At 71.2% G+C, this 17,173-nt stretch carries 17 protein-coding genes; 11 read left to right on the plus strand and 6 right to left on the minus strand.

What is annotated here, in order from left to right; translation table 11 throughout:
* The first annotated feature begins 34 nt into the window (after positions 1–34).
* Entirely contained in the window at positions 35–220 is a 186-nt protein-coding gene (locus tag OHS58_RS03540; protein ID WP_328647108.1) for a hypothetical protein, read from the plus strand.
* A 260-nt stretch (positions 221–480) separates the two neighbouring features.
* Here the strand turns inward: OHS58_RS03540 and OHS58_RS03545 are convergent, their stop codons facing one another.
* Positions 481–1,152, minus strand: a complete 672-nt coding sequence (locus OHS58_RS03545) for a fasciclin domain-containing protein (RefSeq protein ID WP_326951942.1) — start codon at positions 1,150–1,152, stop codon at positions 481–483.
* Between the two features lie 355 nt (positions 1,153–1,507).
* On the opposite strand from OHS58_RS03545, the gene OHS58_RS03550 reads away from it, so the two are divergent.
* Positions 1,508–1,780 carry a hypothetical protein gene (locus OHS58_RS03550; protein ID WP_328647109.1) on the plus strand — a complete coding sequence of 91 codons (273 nt, stop codon included), beginning with the start codon at positions 1,508–1,510 and terminating at the stop codon, positions 1,778–1,780.
* 79 nt (positions 1,781–1,859) lie between these two features.
* Here OHS58_RS03550 and OHS58_RS03555 read toward each other — a convergent pair whose 3' ends face one another.
* Complete coding sequence (locus OHS58_RS03555; RefSeq protein ID WP_326951944.1) at positions 1,860–2,315, minus strand: hypothetical protein; 456 nt, start codon at positions 2,313–2,315, stop codon at positions 1,860–1,862.
* A 163-nt stretch (positions 2,316–2,478) separates the two neighbouring features.
* Between OHS58_RS03555 and OHS58_RS03560 the strand changes: the two genes are divergently transcribed.
* The 3 genes from OHS58_RS03560 to OHS58_RS03570 all read left to right on the plus strand — a co-directional run bounded on the left by OHS58_RS03560 (position 2,479) and on the right by OHS58_RS03570 (position 5,096).
* Positions 2,479–4,233, plus strand: a complete 1,755-nt coding sequence (locus tag OHS58_RS03560; RefSeq protein ID WP_328647110.1) for a cytochrome c biogenesis protein DipZ — start codon at positions 2,479–2,481, stop codon at positions 4,231–4,233.
* Positions 4,234–4,319: 86 nt separating this feature from the next.
* Positions 4,320–4,631: a thioredoxin gene (gene trxA / locus OHS58_RS03565; protein ID WP_326951326.1), complete on the plus strand. Its 312-nt coding sequence runs from the start codon at positions 4,320–4,322 to the stop codon at positions 4,629–4,631.
* Positions 4,632–4,787: 156 nt separating this feature from the next.
* Positions 4,788–5,096, plus strand: a complete 309-nt coding sequence (locus OHS58_RS03570; protein WP_328647111.1) for a hypothetical protein — start codon at positions 4,788–4,790, stop codon at positions 5,094–5,096.
* Between the two features lie 42 nt (positions 5,097–5,138).
* Here OHS58_RS03570 and OHS58_RS03575 read toward each other — a convergent pair whose 3' ends face one another.
* The 3 genes from OHS58_RS03575 to sigK all read right to left on the minus strand — a co-directional run bounded on the left by OHS58_RS03575 (position 5,139) and on the right by sigK (position 8,375).
* A complete protein-coding gene (locus OHS58_RS03575) occupies positions 5,139–6,935 on the minus strand; it encodes a GAF domain-containing SpoIIE family protein phosphatase (protein ID WP_328647112.1) in 1,797 nt (598 codons plus the stop codon).
* A gap of 133 nt (positions 6,936–7,068) precedes the next feature.
* The gene (locus OHS58_RS03580) at positions 7,069–7,761 is read right to left on the minus strand and encodes an anti-sigma factor (RefSeq protein WP_328647113.1); all 693 of its coding nucleotides are present in this window, start codon (positions 7,759–7,761) and stop codon (positions 7,069–7,071) included.
* Positions 7,758–8,375, minus strand: a complete 618-nt coding sequence (gene sigK / locus OHS58_RS03585) for an ECF RNA polymerase sigma factor SigK (RefSeq protein ID WP_326951323.1) — start codon at positions 8,373–8,375, stop codon at positions 7,758–7,760. Before sigK ends, OHS58_RS03580 begins: the two co-directional genes overlap by 4 nt.
* A 198-nt stretch (positions 8,376–8,573) precedes the next feature.
* On the opposite strand from sigK, the gene OHS58_RS03590 reads away from it, so the two are divergent.
* Positions 8,574–10,157 carry a molybdopterin-dependent oxidoreductase gene (locus OHS58_RS03590; protein WP_328647114.1) on the plus strand — a complete coding sequence of 528 codons (1,584 nt, stop codon included), beginning with the start codon at positions 8,574–8,576 and terminating at the stop codon, positions 10,155–10,157.
* Positions 10,158–10,267: 110 nt separating this feature from the next.
* A complete protein-coding gene (locus OHS58_RS03595) occupies positions 10,268–10,939 on the plus strand; it encodes a fasciclin domain-containing protein (RefSeq protein WP_328647115.1) in 672 nt (223 codons plus the stop codon).
* A gap of 39 nt (positions 10,940–10,978) precedes the next feature.
* On the opposite strand, the gene OHS58_RS03600 is transcribed toward OHS58_RS03595, so the two are convergent.
* The gene (locus tag OHS58_RS03600) at positions 10,979–12,109 is read right to left on the minus strand and encodes a HoxN/HupN/NixA family nickel/cobalt transporter (protein WP_328647116.1); all 1,131 of its coding nucleotides are present in this window, start codon (positions 12,107–12,109) and stop codon (positions 10,979–10,981) included.
* A gap of 246 nt (positions 12,110–12,355) precedes the next feature.
* On the opposite strand from OHS58_RS03600, the gene OHS58_RS03605 reads away from it, so the two are divergent.
* The 4 genes from OHS58_RS03605 to OHS58_RS03620 all read left to right on the plus strand — a co-directional run bounded on the left by OHS58_RS03605 (position 12,356) and on the right by OHS58_RS03620 (position 17,169).
* Positions 12,356–13,969, plus strand: coding sequence for a DUF4331 domain-containing protein (locus OHS58_RS03605; RefSeq protein WP_326951319.1), 1,614 nt, complete (start codon positions 12,356–12,358; stop codon positions 13,967–13,969).
* Positions 13,970–14,033: 64 nt separating this feature from the next.
* Positions 14,034–15,347 (plus strand): tetratricopeptide repeat protein, encoded by a 1,314-nt coding sequence (locus OHS58_RS03610; RefSeq protein ID WP_328647117.1) that lies wholly within the window; start codon positions 14,034–14,036, stop codon positions 15,345–15,347.
* A complete protein-coding gene (locus OHS58_RS03615; RefSeq protein ID WP_328647118.1) occupies positions 15,344–16,843 on the plus strand; it encodes a nickel/cobalt transporter in 1,500 nt (499 codons plus the stop codon). Before OHS58_RS03610 ends, OHS58_RS03615 begins: the two co-directional genes overlap by 4 nt.
* A complete protein-coding gene (locus tag OHS58_RS03620) occupies positions 16,840–17,169 on the plus strand; it encodes a hypothetical protein (protein ID WP_326951956.1) in 330 nt (109 codons plus the stop codon). Before OHS58_RS03615 ends, OHS58_RS03620 begins: the two co-directional genes overlap by 4 nt.
* The last annotated feature ends 4 nt before the right edge of the window (positions 17,170–17,173 follow it).

Raw genomic sequence — 17,173 nt, forward strand, 5'->3', positions numbered from 1 at the left:
GACCTTCCCCTTTCGGGGCCGCGCCGATCGCGGATTGGTGTGGATCGCCGGATCGGGTGATCGTCTTCCACCGAGGCGTCGAACGTGGAAGATCGGGTACATCAGCGGCATTTCCGGCGAACGTCGATCCGGTCACGGTGGTGACCGGGTCGTGCTCGGGGTGACCGACCGGCGCACGATCGCGACGTTGCTGCGCGGCATGCTGGGCGAGACGGTCTGACCGCTTGCCGGGCGTGGAAATCGCGTCGGGGAGGGCCGGTCGCCGCCACGGCCCTGGAGTGATCCGGCGGTGGCGACGACCGGCGGAACGCCGCCGCTTCGGCGTTCCCCGGCGGCGGACTCGTGCAATCCGCCGTCAGGCTTTCGGGCGCGCTTGTCCAGCGCGCACAACGCGACCGCCGCAGCTCCGGTCGTCACCGGGCTGCGGCGGTCGTCGTCACCGGGCCACCCGCAAGGGAGGTAGTGGCGGCCCGGAAGTGCTTACTGCTTGTTGGTGCCGGGGGTGAGGACCTTGTCGATGACGAAGACGGTGGCGTTCTTGGTGGGGATGTTGCCGCAGAGGATCTTCGCGCCGTTGACGGTCATGTTGTCGCCGGTGCCTTCGATCTTCAGCGGCCCACCGGCGGCGTTGAGCGAGTCGAGCGTGCCTGCGGCGGCGAGGCCCTTGGCGTCGTAACGCTTGCCGACGACGTGGTACTGCAGGATCGGCGACAGCTCGGCCGGCTTCCCGGCGAGTTCGTTGAACTTGGCGTCACCCAGCGCCGCGAACGCGGGGTCGGCCGGGGCGAACACGGTGATGGCGGGGGCGCTGTTGAGGGTGTCGACCAGGTTGGTGGCCTTGACGGCGGCGACCAGCTTGGTCAGCAGCGGGTTGGTCGACGCGGCGGAGGCGACCGGCTGGGGGCCCATCGAGTCCAGCGAGCCCGGCGCGGAACCCTGGGGGAGCTGGCTGCAGGCGGGGCCGAAGACGTCGGCGTTGGTGGTCATGCCGTCGGCGGCGGCGGCCGCGCTGGTCGTGGGGGCGGCCATCGAGGACGACGGGGCCGGGGCGCTGGAGCTGCCCGAGGAAGCGGTGTCGCTGCTGCCACACGCGGTCAGGGCCAGGGCGGCAGCCGCGGCGATGCCGATGCCGGCGACACGAAGCTTGGTCACAAAGATCACTCCTATTGAGCGGCTGAAGCAGTCCACTGTGGACTACCTGGTGCCGGTGGTCCGGCCCGACCGCCGGAACGTTTCGGCGGTTCGTCGTGCTGGGATTCGCGGCCGTCGCGCCGGCGGACGGGTCCGGTCGCACGATTTACCCGATCAGGTGAACGGACGTGCTTCCGGAACGCCCGCCGACGAGACCACGGCGTCCGGTGTGGACCGTGCTCGCCGGAATCTCCGCTCGTCACCCACAGGCGTGGTCCACGCTCCGGCGCCCGTCTTCCGCCCGCGGCGGCGGCGAACGACCGGTGATCCCGCCGGGATCGGGTCCGTTGTTCGTTCGAGGAGAAGGAGTTCCACCGTGAGCACACTCCGCCGTCGCGTCCTGGCGACCGCCGCACTGCCGGCCGCGGCACTCGGCTTCCTGCTGATCGCCCCGGGAGCGGCGTCCGCCTCCACCGCGACTCCGCAGGTGACCGCCGCGGTCGCCGATCACCACCACCACGACCACGGCCTGAACCTCGGCATCCTGCTCGGCCTGCGGATCACCGGCGGCCACCACGGTCACGGCGGTCACGACGGCGGCTGCGACGACGGCCTGCTCGGCGGCGGTGGCCTGCTCGACCTCGGCTGAGCTGTTCCTCGTACCCCGGAACGGGCGGGGCACCGGATACCTCCGGTGCCCCGCCCGTTTTGTCGTCGGCCGAAACGCGTTACCGGGGAAGGCTGCAGCGGCAGCCGCCGCTCGCGTGGCAGATCATGCCCTCGGTCTCCGGGATCCGGCTGTAGCGGGTGCCGTCGTCGAACTCGACCTCGATGATGTCGAGCGGGTCGACGTCGCGGACGGTGCCGCGGGTGGCCCGGCGCGCGCCCGTCGCGGGATCGGGTGCGCTGAACACGACGACCCGGTCGCCGCGGTGGAAGTGGTTCCACTCCCAGCCGTTGAGGTCGTACCACGTGCCGGTGAACGCGCGCGAGACCATCGACACCGGCAGGTCGAGCGTCATCGCCACCCGGATCATCGCCTCCGGCGGAATCAGCTCGGCGGGCCGTTCGCCCGGCCGGAGCCAGTCGCCCAGGGAGGGCAGGCCGGCCGACGCCGCGATCGAGCGCGGCGACCGGCCGGGTTGGTGGCGGTCCAGCAGCACCGCGACCCGCGTCCGTTCCATCTCCGCCTCCTCCCCGCCGGGATCTAGTATTCCGCACTTGCGGGTCGAAGAGATCTTTCGAACCGATAACGCGGCAAAAAGTACCCACCTGGAGCCGCTGCTGCCGCGAATGACCGACGCAGGCCCTCGGACGACGGGCCGGGGACTTCGGAGGAGTGCGGCGATGTGGACCTTGATCCTGATCGGTTTGCTCGGCGGGTTGATCACGGGGGTGTCGCCGTGCATCCTGCCGGTGCTGCCGGTCGTGTTCTTCGCCGGTGGAGCCAAGAAGACGGCCGACGGTGAGCCACCGCCGGAGCAGGACGGGGGCGTCGCCCTGGCCACCAGGAAGCAGCAGCGGGCCCACAACCGGCGGCCCTACGCGGTGATCGGCGGGCTCGTGCTGAGCTTCACCGTCTTCACCCTGCTCGGCTCGTTGCTGATCAAGGCGCTGAACCTGCCGGACGACATCCTGCGGATCGTCGGGCTGGTCGTGTTGTCGGTCGTGGGGCTGAGCCTGCTGATCCCGCCGCTGGAACGCTTGCTGGAGAAGCCGTTCTCGAAGCTGCCGCAGCGGAAGGTCAACCCCAACGGCGGTGGTTTCGGCCTCGGGCTGGGGCTCGGGCTGTTGTACGTCCCGTGCGCCGGGCCGGTCCTGACCGCGATCACGATCGCCGCGGCCAACGGGAAGATCGGCGTCGAGACCGTTGCTCTCACCGTGTCCTTCGCGATCGGTGCGACGGCGCCGTTGCTGGTGTTCGCGTTGGCGGGGGCCAAGATTTCGGAGCGGGTGAAGTTCTTCCGCAAGAACAACGGCAAGGTCCGCGCGATCGGCGGGGTCGTGATGCTGCTGCTCGCGGTGGCGTTGTACTTCGACCTGCCGTCGCTGCTGCAGACCAAGCTGCCGAACTACACGGGTGCGTTGCAGGAGAAGGTGGAGGGCAGCGACGCGATCAGCAAGCTGCGGCTGTCGAACCTCGGTGACGCGAGCAACCAGGCGCTGGACAAGTGCGCGAACAACGACCAGGGCCAGCTGCGCGACTGCGGGCCGACGCCGGAGTTCGAGAACATCGACGCCTGGATCAACAGCTCGCCGCAGACGATGGCCGGGCTCAAGGGCAAGGTCGTGCTGGTCGACTTCTGGACGTACTCCTGCATCAACTGCCAGCGCAGCATCCCGCACATCAAGGACCTCTACTCCCGTTACCAGGCCGACGGCCTCGAAGTCGTGGGTGTGCACACGCCGGAGTTCGCGTTCGAGCACGACAAGGGCAACGTCGAGGCCGCGACGAAGAAGTTCGGCATCACCTACCCGGTGGCGATCGACAACGAGACGAGCACGTTCAACAACTTCCGCAACCAGTACTGGCCGGCCCGCTACCTGATCGACGCGACCGGGCAGGTCCGGTACTTCAAGCTCGGTGAAGGCGACTACGACCAGACGGAGAACCTGGTCCGGCAGCTGCTGCAGCAGGCCGAGCCGGGCGTGGCGCTGCCGGCGCCGGGGGACCTGCCCGACACCAGGCCGACGGACGAGCGCACGACCCGCGAGACGTACCTCAGCCGCGGTGAGCTGCCGAAGACCTACGCCCCGGGCGGAACCCCGCTGGCGCTGGAGAAGGAAGCGACGTACGCGTTCCCGCCGGTGGTGCCGGACGGCAAGGTCGCCTTCGCCGGCAACTGGACGATCGACTACGAGAAGTCCACAGCGGGCGCGGGCGCGGAGGTCCGCCTCGGCTACACGGCCAGGAGCACGAACCTGGTGCTGGCGGGCGAGGGCACGGTGACGATCGCGAACGGCGACGGCCCGTCACGCACGATCACGGTGTCCGGGACGCCGAACCTGTACCGCTTGACGCAGACGCCGGACCTGCACACCGGCCAGCTGACGTTGACGCTCAGCCCGGGTTTGCAGGCCTACTCGTTCACCTTCGACTGAGCACGCGAGGACCACGGAAATGCTTGAGGGACAAGAAGAGACGCAGGACCTGATCATCGTCGGGTCGGGTCCTTTGAGGAGAAGCCATGTTGGAAGTCACTGACGCCAGTTTCGCCACCGACGTCCTCCAGAGCGAGAAGCCCGTTCTGGTCGACTTCTGGGCGACCTGGTGCGGGCCGTGCAAGAAGCTCACGCCGGTGCTCGAAGAGATCGCGGCCGAACAGAGCGACGTGACGTTCGTGAAGCTGAACGTCGACGACAACCCGGACACCGCCCGCGACTACCAGGTGATGTCGTTGCCGACACTCATCCTGTTCCAGGGCGGCAAGCCGGTGAAGCAGATCGTGGGCGCGAAGAAGAAGGCCGCACTGCTGTCGGACATCACCGGCGCCCTGTAGCCACGCCCGTCATCCGCCGGACTCCGCTACTCCGAATGGGTGCGAGTGGATCACTGCCGTCAACCGGTCCCGCCGGCCGCGTGTGTAGGTGGTGATCCGAGTCCGGAGTACCCGCGTGCGGGTACGTCCTGGCTCCCGACGAGGGAGGCACACGAAGTGATCACCATCGCGAAGCTCATGACGGTGGCCGCGTTGATCGGCTCCGCGGCACTGGCGGGGGCGGGCACGGCATCGGCGGGCACGGAAGCCGGTCCCGTCTGTCCCGCCCGGTCCGGCGGGATCGGCTCCACGTATTCGACGGTCACGTGCACGAGCGGCCCCGGGACCACGTACGCGTCCTACATCGAATGCACCGACGGGCGGGCCTACTCCGGCCCGTTCGTGCGGTACTCGCCGGCGCTGTGGTCCGAGCGGGACTGTCCGACGGGGTACAAGGTCACCCTCTGGGGCGTGTTGACCCGCTAGCAGCGGCAGGCCTCGACCAAGACGGCGAGCGCGAGCACGGTGTCAGGTGCCGATCGCCAGCAGGACGACGTCGTCCTCGTGGCCGCCCGGCTCCACCATGTGTGCCAGTGCGGCGTCGGCCACGGCCTCCGGGGCTTGGCCGGCCAGCCGGGCGAGCAGTGTGCGGAGGCGGTCGATGGCCTGGTCGAGGTCTTCGCCGCGGCGTTCGATGAGGCCGTCCGTGTAGAGGAAGACCAGGTCGCCCGGCTCCAGGGTTCGTCGCTGGTCCGTGCGGTTGCGGGTCCGGAAGCCCAGGTGGCTGAAGAGCGCGTCGTGCTCGGTGAGCAGCTCTGTGCGGCCGTCGGCGTGGACCAGGATCGGGGGTGGGTGGCCCGCGTTGGTGCTCGTCAGCCCCCAGCGGCCGGTGCCGTCCGGGCTCAGGTGCGCGTGCAGCAGCGTGCCGCTCGCGGGGATATCCAGGCCGGTCAGGGCGGCTTCCAGGGCTTCGACGGTCGCGGCCGGGCCGGCGTCGGGCAGGTTCCACGCGGTCTGGCGCATCATGCTGCGGACCTGCCCCATCAGCGTGGACGCGTGGACGTCGTGGCCGGTGATGTCGCCGACCGTCACGGCCAGGGCCGGCGCGCCGGGGAGCGGGACGGCGTCGTACCAGTCGCCGCCGACGGCTTCGTCGACCTCGGACGGCCGGTAGCGGGCCGCGAGCCGCAGGCCGGGCACCGACGGCAGGTCCGTGAGCATGGCTTCCTGCAGCTCGCGGGCCACGCTGATCCGCCGCTCGAGCTGGCGGACGCGTTCGAGGGCCTGGGCGGTGTAGGTGGCCAGGGTGGTGATCACGGCGCGCTCGGCGCTGTCGAGCGTGTGCGGCCGGTCCCAGCCGAGGGTGAGGACGCCGAGGACGTCCCGGTCACCGACGAGCGGCGCGCAGGCCGTCGCGTGCAGGCGCAGGTCGCGGTAGAGCCGCCCGACGGCGTCGGGGAACTCCGCGTCGATCGCTGCCGGGTCCTCGTAGCACAGCAGCCGTCGTTCGCGGAACGCCTTCGCCGTGGCCAGGGCGGCGTCGGCCCGGAAGACGCCGAACTCGGTGTCGGCGAGGGCCGGGCGGCCCGGCTCGGGCACCCGGCGCAGCATCCCGCCGGGCTCGGCGACGACCAGCCCGATGTAGGTCGGCCGGTGCTCGGCGGAGACGAACCAGCTGATCTCGTGGCGGATCTGCTCCAGCGTCCGGCTCCCGGCCAGCGCCTGCGCGGCGCTGAGCAGGATCTCGTTGCGGGCGTGGGCGCGGTCGAGCTGGGTGACCAGCTCGTCCCGGCGGTCGCGGTCGCGCTTGCTCTGCCGGGTGGCCAGGCGCAGGCGGATCTCGGTGGCGCACATCGTCGCCAGGTCCGTCAGCGTGGCGATCTCGTCGCCGGTCCAGGTCCGCGGCCGGGTGTCGATCGCGCACAGCGAGCCGAGCACGTGGCCGTCGCTGTCGGTCAGCGGGATGCCCGCGTACGCGACGACGCCGAGGTCGGGGATGGCCAGGTTGTCGCTGGTCAGCGCCACGGTGCGGGCGTCGGTGAGCACGAGCGGTTCCCCGGTGATCACGACGTGCTGGCAGAACGAGTGGCTGAGCGGGGTGTGGCGGGCGGTGGCCCACGGCTCGGGGAGCCCCTGCATGCCGGGGAAGACCTGGCGGTCCGGCTCGACCAGGGACACCAGCGCCACCGGGACCCGCAGCTGCACCCGGACCATGGCGGCGAACCGGTCCATCGCGCTGTCCGCGCGGGCCGAGAGCCCGCTGTCGTGCAACGCGCCCGTCCGCCCCGGGTCGCAGAGGACCAGGTCGGGTCTGCCGTCCGGCACCGGGCTCGCCTCCCCGTCTCCGGTCGGTCCGGAGCACCAGGACAGCGTAGGTGGTGGGCCCGGGCGGACCGGGCGAGCGGGGCACCGGATCGCGGTACCCCGCTCGCCCGCCTCGCTGTGACGACGGGTCCGGTCAGGCAAGCGGGAGCCGCGCCACGGCGGCGGTGGTCGGCTGCGGCGAGCCCGCCGCGGGCTCCGTGGTGATGGCGACCCGGTCGGTGTCGCCCGGCAGGACCGCGCCGAGCGTCCCGTCGCCCGCCGGCAGCAGGCCGGCGGACTGCGGACCGCGCGGGCCGATCAGCCAGACCTGGTAGGCGTGCCCGGCGTCGAGCGCGGGCAGCCCCGACGCGGTCACGACGACCCGGCCGAGCGACCGCGAGAGGGTCGCGGTGGCCGCGCCGGCCCGGACGGTGACCGCGTCCGAGGCGTTCTGGACCTGGGCGGAGCCGGCCACCGGAACGGGTGTGGTGCCGGTCTGCGACAGGCCGATGCCGACGCCGCCGACCAGGATCGCGGCGGCGGCCGCGATCGACGCGGTGACGATCGTGGCGCGCTTGCGCCACGTCCGTCGCGCGGCGGCGGGTGCCACCTGGGGCGGGAGCTGCCGGGTCTCGGCGACCGCGGTGAGCACCCGGCTGCGCAGGCCGTTGCCGGGGACGGCGGTCATCGCGGCACCGAGGCGCGCGGCGGTCTCCCGGAGCTCGCGGACTTCCGCGGCGCAGGTCCCGCACTCGGCCAGGTGGCGGTCGAAGGCGGCGCGTTCGAGGTCGGTGACGGCGTCGAGGACGTACGCACCGGTGAGGGTGTGGGCTTCGGCGGTGGTCATCGGGTCGCTCCCAACGCGTCCCGCAGGCGGATCATGCCGTCGCGCATGCGGGTTTTGACGGTGCCGATCGCGACGCCGAGCTTTTCGGCGACCTCCCGGCAGGTGAGTCCGTGGAAATAGGCGAGCAGGATCGACTCCCGCTGCAGATCGGTGAGCACGCCCAGCGCCTGCCGGACCAGGTCACGGTCCACAGTGGACATCGTCGACTCGGCGACGTCGTCGTACGGGCGTCGCATGTCCAGCAGGTCGGATCGTTCCTGCCGGTTGCGGGCGGACTGCTCGGAGCGGACCCGGTCGATGGCCCGGCGGTGGGCGATCGTCAGCGCCCACGTGCTGACCTTCGCCCGCGCGGAGTCGAACTGGGCGGCCTTGCGCCAGATTTCGAGCAGCACCTCCTGAGTGACCTCTTCGGACTGCGCGCGGCTGCGCAGGACCTGCATCACGGTGCCGAAGATCGGGCTCACGAGCTGGTCGTAGAGCAGCGCGAAAGCCTGCTCGTCGCCCAGCGCGGATCGCCGGAGGAGCTCTTCGGGGGTGGCGGGCGCGTTGTCCGGGTGGGTGCCGGTGGGTCGATGGAGGAGGGTTACGGTGGTGGCGCGTGCGGCGGCGGCCATGAAAATCCTTCCCGGCCGGAGCCGAGCCTGTGACGCAGTGGATCACTGCGAGCGGCCTGTCTTCAGATGTTCGAGGTCGACCCCGGTGCGTATTGGTCGTTGTTTCAGCTGAGCTGCGGGCGCACCTTTCGGGTGATCGTGGGTGTCGGGAAGGTCACGGCACCAATACGCTGGGCGGGTCAGAGCCGAACGCCGGGTATGACCGCAACGGAACTGGCTCGCCCCGAGACACCCGCACCACCGGGGAAGACGCGGCTGCGGTTTTTCGCGGCCGCTTTCACCGGCGTCCTCGCACTGGCCGCCGCACTGGCGGTCGGGCACCTGGTCGCGGGGTTCATCAGCATCAACGCCTCGCCCTACCTGGCGGTGGGCAACGGCGCCATCGACCTCACGCCGATCGAGCTGAAGGACTTCGCCGTCCGCACGTTCGGCACCTACGACAAGCTCGTGCTGCTGGGCAGCATGGCCGTGGTCATGGTGGGAGTCGCCGCGGTCGCGGGTGTCCTTTCGCGACGGTCGCCGGTGCCGGGCACCGTGCTCATCGCCGTGTTCGGCCTGGTCGGCGCGTTCGCCGTCTACCAGCGTCCGGACCTGAGCGCGGTCGCGCTGCTGGCCCCGGTCGCCAGCCTGATCGCCGGTGTCGCGGTTTTCCTTCTCCTGCACCGGATCGCGCCGCGCGTGTGGCGCGACCCGGAGACGGACGAGAAGACCGGCACGTCCCGGCGGCGGTTCCTGATCGGCGGCGCGGGTGTCGTCGTGGGTGCCGGCGCGGCCGGTCTCGGCGGACAGCTGATCAGCTCGTCGCGTGACGCCACCGCGTCCCGTGAAGCGGTCGGCAAGCTCGTCCCGGCGCGCACGGCGCCGATGATCCCGGCCGATGCCGACTTCGCCAAGCTGGGCACGCCGCCGTTCCTGACGCCGAACGACAAGTTCTACCGCGTGGACACGGCGTTGTCCGTTCCGCAGGTGCGGACCGAGGACTGGAGCCTGCGGCTGCACGGCATGGTCGGCCGCGAAATCCGCTACAGCTACAACGACATCCGCAACCGGCCGCTGGTCGAGCGCACCGTCACCATGACGTGCGTGTCCAACGAAGTTGGCGGCGACTACGTCTCGACGTCGAACTTCATCGGCGTCGACCTGGCCGACCTGTTGCAGGAAGCCGGCGTGGAACCCGGCGCCGAGCAGCTGTTCTGCACCAGCGTCGACGGCTGGACGTCGGGCACGCCCGTCGCGGCGGCCCAGGACCGCGGCCGCGGCGCGATGCTCGCCATCGGGATGAACGGCGAGCCGCTCCCGCTGGAACACGGTTTCCCCGCGCGGCTCGTCACGCCCGGCCTGTTCGGCTACGTGTCGGCGACGAAGTGGGTCGTGGACATCGAGGTCACGACGTGGGCCGCGCGTCAGGCCTACTGGCTCAAGCGCGGCTGGAGCAAGGAAGCGCCGATCAAGACGGAGTCGCGGTTCGACTCGCACCGCGGGTTCGCCAGCGTCCCCAAGGGAAAGACGCGCGTCGCGGGAGTCGCCTGGGCGCAGCACACCGGGATCGAGAAGGTCGAGGTGCGCGTGGACCAGGGCCCGTGGCAGCAGACCACGCTGTCGCAGGAGGTCAACCTCAACACCTGGCGGATGTGGTGGACCGAGGTCGACCTGCCCGCCGGGGTGCACCAGGTGTTCTGCCGCGCCACCGACAAGTCCGGCTACACCCAGACCGACATGCGCGCGGGCACCGTTCCCGACGGCGCGACCGGCTGGCACAACGTCACGTTCACGGCCGCCTGAGAAAAACTTCCCCGAAACCAATCCGGTTCCCCGGGGGTTCCGAATCACCAGCAACAAGACGGAAACCGCTGAAGTTCCGTTTCCACCGCGTAATCCTCTGGAGTGAATTCATGAGCAAGCTTCGTATTGCCGGAATCGGTCTCACCGCGGCTGCCGCCCTGGCCCTGACCGCGTGCAGCGGCAGCGACACCGCGTCGTCGGGCAGCTCCAGCGCCCCGGCCCCGTCGTCCTCGATGGCCGCCCCCTCGACCAGCGCGGCCGCCGGTGCTTCCGATGGCATGACGACCAACGCCGACGTCTTCGGCCCCGCCTGCAGCCAGCTCCCCCAGGGTTCCGCGCCGGGCTCGCTGGACTCGATGGGCCCCCAGCCGGTCGCCTCGGCCGCGTCGACGAACCCGCTGCTGACCAAGCTGGTCGCCGCGGTCAAGGCCACCAACCTGGTCGACACCCTCAACAGCGCCCCCGCCATCACGGTGTTCGCCCCGGCCGACCCGGCCTTCGCGGCGTTGGGTGACGCGAAGTTCAACGAGCTGGCGGGGAAGCCGGCCGAGCTGTCGCCGATCCTGCAGTACCACGTCGTCGGCAAGCGTTACGACGCCAAGGGCCTCGCCGCCGCAGGCACGCTCGACTCGCTCAACGCCGCCGGTGGGCCGCTGAAGATCGAAGGCACCGGTGACAACATGACCGTCAACGGCGCGAAGATCCTGTGCGGCAACATCCCCACCAAGAACGCCACCGTCTTCGTCATCGACAAGGTCCTCACCCCCGGCACCAACAAGTAAGTCCGTCGTCCGGTCGTCGCCGTAGCCGAATCTCCATGGCTACGGCGACGGCCGGTTTTCCGCGTTCGACGGCAGCACCGGGGAAGCGGGCGGGCTCCACTTCTCTTCGATGCGGCCGAAGTGCCAGACGGCGAGGGCGGCCAGCCAGGTGACGACGAAGAGCCCGACGATCAGGAAGCCGATGTGGTCGAGGTCCATGTGGGCGACGACGGCGACCGGACCGGTGATGCCCAGCTTGTCCACGAGCAGGGACAGCAGCTCGATCGTGCCGACGATCAGGGCGACCGCCACCGAGAGCGCCGTGATCACGAGGTTGTAGAAGATCTTGCGGACGGGCCGCGCGAACGCCCAGGCGTAGGCGAAGTTCATGAAGCACCCGTCGATCGCGTCGAACAGGGTCATGCCGGCCGCGAACAGCACCGGCAGCACCAGGATCGCGTACCAGGGCAGCGAAAACGCGGCCGCGCCCGCGGCGAGCACCAGCAGGCCGATCTCGGTGGCCGTGTCGAAGCCGAGTCCGAAGAGGACACCCACGGGGTAGCTGTGCCACGGCTTGCGCACCGCTTTGGTGACGCCGCCGAGGATCCGGTTCAGGAACCCCCTCTTGTCCAGCTGCTGCTCCAGCTCCGCCTCGTCGAAGTCGCCGCGTCGCATGCTCCGGAAGACGCGGAGGATCCCGCCCAGCACCACGAGGTTCAGGATCGCGATCACGTACAGGAACACCCCGGAGACCGACGTGCCGATCAGGCCGGTCGTCCGGTGCAGGGCGGATCCGTCGTCGCCCACCTGGCCGGCGAGCGCGCGAACCCCGAGTGAAAGCAGCAGGCACAGCAGGAAAACGACGGTCGAATGGCCGAGGGAAAACCAGAAACCGACCGACAACGGCCGTTTTCCGTCGGCGATCAGTTTGCGGGTGGTGTTGTCGATCGCGGCGATGTGGTCGGCGTCGAACGCGTGCCGCATGCCGAGCGTGAACGCCGTGACCCCCAGCCCCAGGCCGAACACCCCGGACGTCCCGAGTGCGTAGTGGCGTGGTGCGACGACCAGGCCGAGCACGCCCCAGCCGGCGAGGTTGAGCGTCAGGATGACCGCGGCCATGCCCGCGATCGACGCGCGGTCGCGGCGGGACAGGGCGCGCCGGATGGTGGTGTTCTTCGGGATCGCGCTCATCGCCGCCTCGAGTTCGGGGGACTTCGGGGGACACGGTGGAGCAGGGAATATCGGTGACACTAGACAGATGAACAGGTCGAAAGCAACGGCCGGAATGTTCACCTGTTCGGGAGTGAACCGGACCACACACGGCTCCGAATGGGATCGTGCTTGCCCGGAAAAACGGGCCCGGAGGCTGTTTCCGCATCGGGCGGGAACGACCCGGAACGGCACCGGCGACGGTGCCGTCGGTGAAAGGTCTGCTGCATGCCAGTACTGCTCCCGTCCCGCCGGACCCGGCGTGTGGGCCTCTCCCTGCTCGCGGTGGGGAGTGTGGTGCTCACGAGCGCGCTGATCGGCCTGGGCACCGATCTCGCCGCCGCGTCGAGCCACCGCGAGGCGCCGCTCATCGCCGGGGACCCGCCGGTCGACAACACCGACGTCTACGCCTTCGTCAGCCCGGACAAGCCGGACACGGTCACGCTGGTCGCCAACTGGTACCCGTTCGAGGAACCCAACGGCGGCCCGAACTTCTACCCCTGGGCCACCGACGCCCACTACGACATCAACATCGACAGCGACGGCGACGCCAAGCCGGACCTGACCTACCGGTGGACGTTCAAGACCGACGACCGCCGCGGCAAGTCGACGTTCCTCTACGACAACGGCCCGGTCACCTCGCTCGACGACCCGAACCTGTTGTTCCGCCAGAGCTACGACCTCGACGTCATCGACAAGTACGGCCGCTCGAAGAACGTCGTGCACGCCGGCAAGACCGCGCCGTCGAACACCGGTGCGGCGTCGATGCCGAACTACGGCGCGCTGCGCGATCAGGCCGTGACGAACCTGCCCGGCGGCGGCAAGAGCTTCGCCGGCCAGGCCGACGACGCCTTCTTCCTCGACCTGCGCGTCTTCGACCTGCTCTACGGCGGCAACCTGTCCGAGGTCGGCCAGGACACCCTGCGCGGTTACAACGTCAACACCATCGCCCTGCAGGTGCCGAAGTCCGCGCTCGCGTTGAACGGCAACGCGGCCCGCAACCCGGTGATCGGCGTGTGGAGCGACACCGAACGGCAGTCGCTGAGCATCAAGACACCGGGCAAGAACACCCAGGCCGGCCCGTACGTCCAGGTCTCGCGCCTGGGCAACCCGCTGGTCAACGAGGTCGTCGTGCCCGCCGGGCTCAAGGACAAGTTCAACGCGCTCACCCCGGACCAGGACCACAACGTCCCGGAGCTGGTCGACCGCGTGACCTCGCCCGAGGTGCCCAAGCTGATCCAGGCCATCTACGGGCTCCCGGCCCCCGCGACCCCGCGCAACGACCTGGCCGAGATCTTCCTGACCGGCGTCACCACCAAGGCCGGTGGCCCGATCAAGGCGGACCTCAACTCGCAGCTGAACAACGCCGACGTCAACGCCAAGAAGTTCACGCCGTCGGAGATGCTGCGGCTCAACACCGCGGTGCCGGTCGCGGCGAACCCGAACCGGCTCGGTGTCCTCGCCGGTGACCTGCAGGGCTTCCCGAACGGCCGCCGGCTCACCGACGACGTCGTGGACATCGAGGTCCAGGCGCTCGAAGGCGCCGCGCAGACCGGCGTCATCGTCCCGGCACTGGCGACCGGGGACAAGGTGAACGCCAACGACGTGCCGTTCGGGAGCGCCTTCCCGTACGTCGCGCTGCCGCACAACTCCGCGGTGAACGCGGGCGGTGGCGGCGGAGGCGGGGCCGTCGGTGGAGGTGCCACGTCCGGAGGAGCCGCCGGTCCCGCTGCCGGCACCCCGTTCCCGGTCAAGCCCGCGCTCGGCGGCCTGGCCGCCGCGGTGCTGCTGGGGTCCGGCGTGTGGTTGCTGCGCCGCCGTCCCGGTACCGCGGTCGAATAAGTCCACCGACGCCGGTGGCGGGTGCCCGGCACCCGCCACCGGCGTCCGGCCGTGAGGTCCCCGAATGTCCGAACGCTCCACCCGGTCACGCCGGATCCTCGCCGTCGCCGTCCTGGTCGCCGGTGCGGTGGTGCTCGTCGCCAGCGTGTCGGCCGGTCAGTCCACGCCCGCCGCGGGACCGGCGCCGGTGCCCGTCGCGCAGGACACGCTCGCCCACAGCATCGGCGTCGCGCAGGACAAGCTGCGTCGGACACCCCAGGACCCGCTCACCTGGGCCCAGCTGGGCAGCGCCTACGTCGAGCAGGCCCGGATCACCGCCGACCCCGCCTACTACCCGAAAGCCCAGGGCGCGCTGGAGAAGTCCCTGCGGCAGCAGCCCGACGGCAACGGCCCGGCGCTGATCGGGATGGGCGCGCTCGCCAACGCCCGCCACGACTTCGCCGCCGGCAAGACCTGGGGTGAACGCGCGGAAGCCGTGTTGCCCGACACCGCCGAGTCCTACGGAGTGCTCGCCGACGCGCTGACCCAGCTCGGCGACGCCGGCGCGGCCACCGACGCGATCCAGCGGATGCTCGACCACAAGCCCGGCGTGTCCTCCTTCACCCGCGCCTCCTACGACCTCGAGCTGCACGGCCGGGTCGACGACGCGCGGGCGGCCCTGCAACGCGCGGTCGCCGACGCCACCAGCCCCAGCGACGTCGCCTTCTGCCGCTACTACCTCGGCGAACTCGCCTTCAACTCCGGCGATCTCGACGCCGCCGCGGCCGAGTACGACCAGGGGCTGGCCGTCGACGCGCGGAACGTCTCGCTGCTGGAGGGCCAGGCCAAGGTCGCCGCCGCGCGCGGCCGGGTCGACGACGCTCTTGCGGGCTACCGCGACATCGTCGCCCGTGTGCCGCTGCCGCAGTACCTGCAGGAGTACACCGACCTGCTCGTCGCGGCCGGCCGCGGGCCCGAGGCCGAGCAGCAGTTCGCGGTGCTCGACAGCCAGCAGCGGCTCTTCGCCGCGGCCGGGGTCACCGACGACCTGACCGCGTCCGCCGTCGCCGCGAGCCGCGGCGACAACGCCGGCGCGCTGGCGCACGCGCAGGCCGAATGGGGGCGCCGGCAGAACGTGCTCGTCGCCGACGCCCTCGGCTGGGCCCTGCACCTCAACGGCCGCGACGCCGAGGCGTTGACCTACCTCGACCGCGCCGCCTCGCTCGGCGGGCGCACCGCGACGTTCGCGTACCACCGGGGCATGACGCTCGCGGCGCTGGGCCGCAACGCCGACGCCGTCGCCGCGCTGTCGGACGCCCTCGGCACCAACCCGTACTTCTCCCCGCTCGGCGCCCCGGACGCGCGCCGGACGCTCGACCGGCTCAAGGCGGCGCGATGAAACGGTTCGTGGCCGTCCTGTTCGGGCTGCTGGCGCTCGCACTCCTCACCGCGCCGGCCGCGGCCGCGCACCCGCTCGGGAACTTCACCGTCAACCACTACGACGGGCTGACGCTGCACCCGGGCACACTCGACCTGCTGTCCGTTGTGGACAGTGCGGAGATCCCGACGGTCCAGGACAGGCCGGCCGTGGACACCGACCACGACGGCGTGGTCAGCGCCGCGGAGGCCGGTGCCCGGGCCGCCGTCGACTGCGCGGCCCTGCTGTCGGCCACGCCCGTCACGGTCGACGGCCGGCTCGTGCCGCTGACACTGAATTCCAGCACCCTGGAGTTCCCAGCGGGCCAGGCCGGGCTCGCGACGAGCAGGCTCACCTGCGCGATGTCCGCGCCCGCTCGGCTGGACCGGGCCGCGACGCTGACGATCCGCGACGGCTTCCGCACCGACCGGATCGGCTGGCGCGAGATGACCGCCGTCGGCGACGGCGTCCGCCTCCCGGCCGACGGGCTGCCGACGTCCAGCGTCAGCAACGAACTGCGCGCCTACCCCGACGACCTGCTGGCCGACCCGCTCGACGTCCGCGAGGCCACCCTGCGCGTCGAACCCGGGGCCGGCGGGGGTGCCGCCGCCGACGTCGCCCCGCACCTCGGGCCGCTCGACGCCGTGGTCGGCACGGTCACCCGGACGTTCACCGACCTGGTCGGCACCGACGACCTGACCCCGGCGGTGGGCGCGCTCGCCGTGCTGCTGTCGCTGCTCCTCGGCGCGTCGCACGCCGCCCTGCCCGGGCACGGCAAGACGCTGATCGCCGCCTACCTGGCCGGGAAACGCGGGTCGACGCGGGACGCGCTGGTCGTCGGCGCGACGGTGACGGTGACCCACACCGCCGGGGTGCTGCTGCTGGGGCTGGTCATCAGCGGGTCGAGCGCGCTCGCGGGGGAGAGCGTGCTGAGCTGGCTCGGGGTGGCGAGCGGGCTGCTGGTGACGGGCATCGGCGCCTGGCTGCTGGTGTCGGCGCTGCGCAACCGCGCGAAGCAGGTGCAGGAGGAACCGGTCCTGGTCGGTGTCGTCGCCGGAGCGGGAACGCACGGTCACGGCCACGGCCACGGTCATGGGCACGGGCACGGGCGCGGGCGCGGGCACGGACATGGTCACGGGCAGGGCTTCGGGCGAGGCGGACTGATCGGGATGGGGGTCGCCGGGGGACTGGTCCCGAGCCCGTCGGCGCTCGTCGTCCTGCTGGGCGCGGTCGCGCTCGGCCGGACGTGGTTCGGCGTCCTGCTGGTCTTCGGTTACGGGTTCGGCATGGCGGCCACCCTGACGGCCGTCGGCCTGATCCTGGTCCGGCTGCGCGACCGCCTGGAGACGATGCGCCGCATGGACCGGCTGCGGGCCCGGGCCGCCCGGTTGTCCGGCTGGATGCCGGTGCTCACCGCGACACTGGTGCTGGTGGTCGGGCTCGGCCTGGCCGTCCGCGCCGCGACGGGAAACGGATGACGATGCGCGCGATCGCCGCACTGGCCTGCTTGCTCCTGCTCGCCGGGTGTTCGGCCGCCCCGCCCGATCCGGGGCCGGTGTTCGACAACGAGGGCAACCAGCCGGTCGGCTGCATGAAGCACCAGCCGGCCGGTCCGGGCGCCCGCTACCGCGATCCGGCGCAGGTCCGGACCGACGAAACCCTGCCCCTGCTTCGGTATTACACCGCCAACGGGCGGAAGCCCTACTGCGACCGCGCGGCGCCGTCCGACGCCGACCGGGCGTGGGCGGGGGTGTACGTCACCCTGGGTGCCGACCGCGCGAACGTCGCGGGCATCCTGGGCTGACGGC

It is taken from the genome of Amycolatopsis sp. NBC_00348 (assembly GCF_036114655.1).
GTDB lineage: Bacteria > Actinomycetota > Actinomycetes > Mycobacteriales > Pseudonocardiaceae > Amycolatopsis.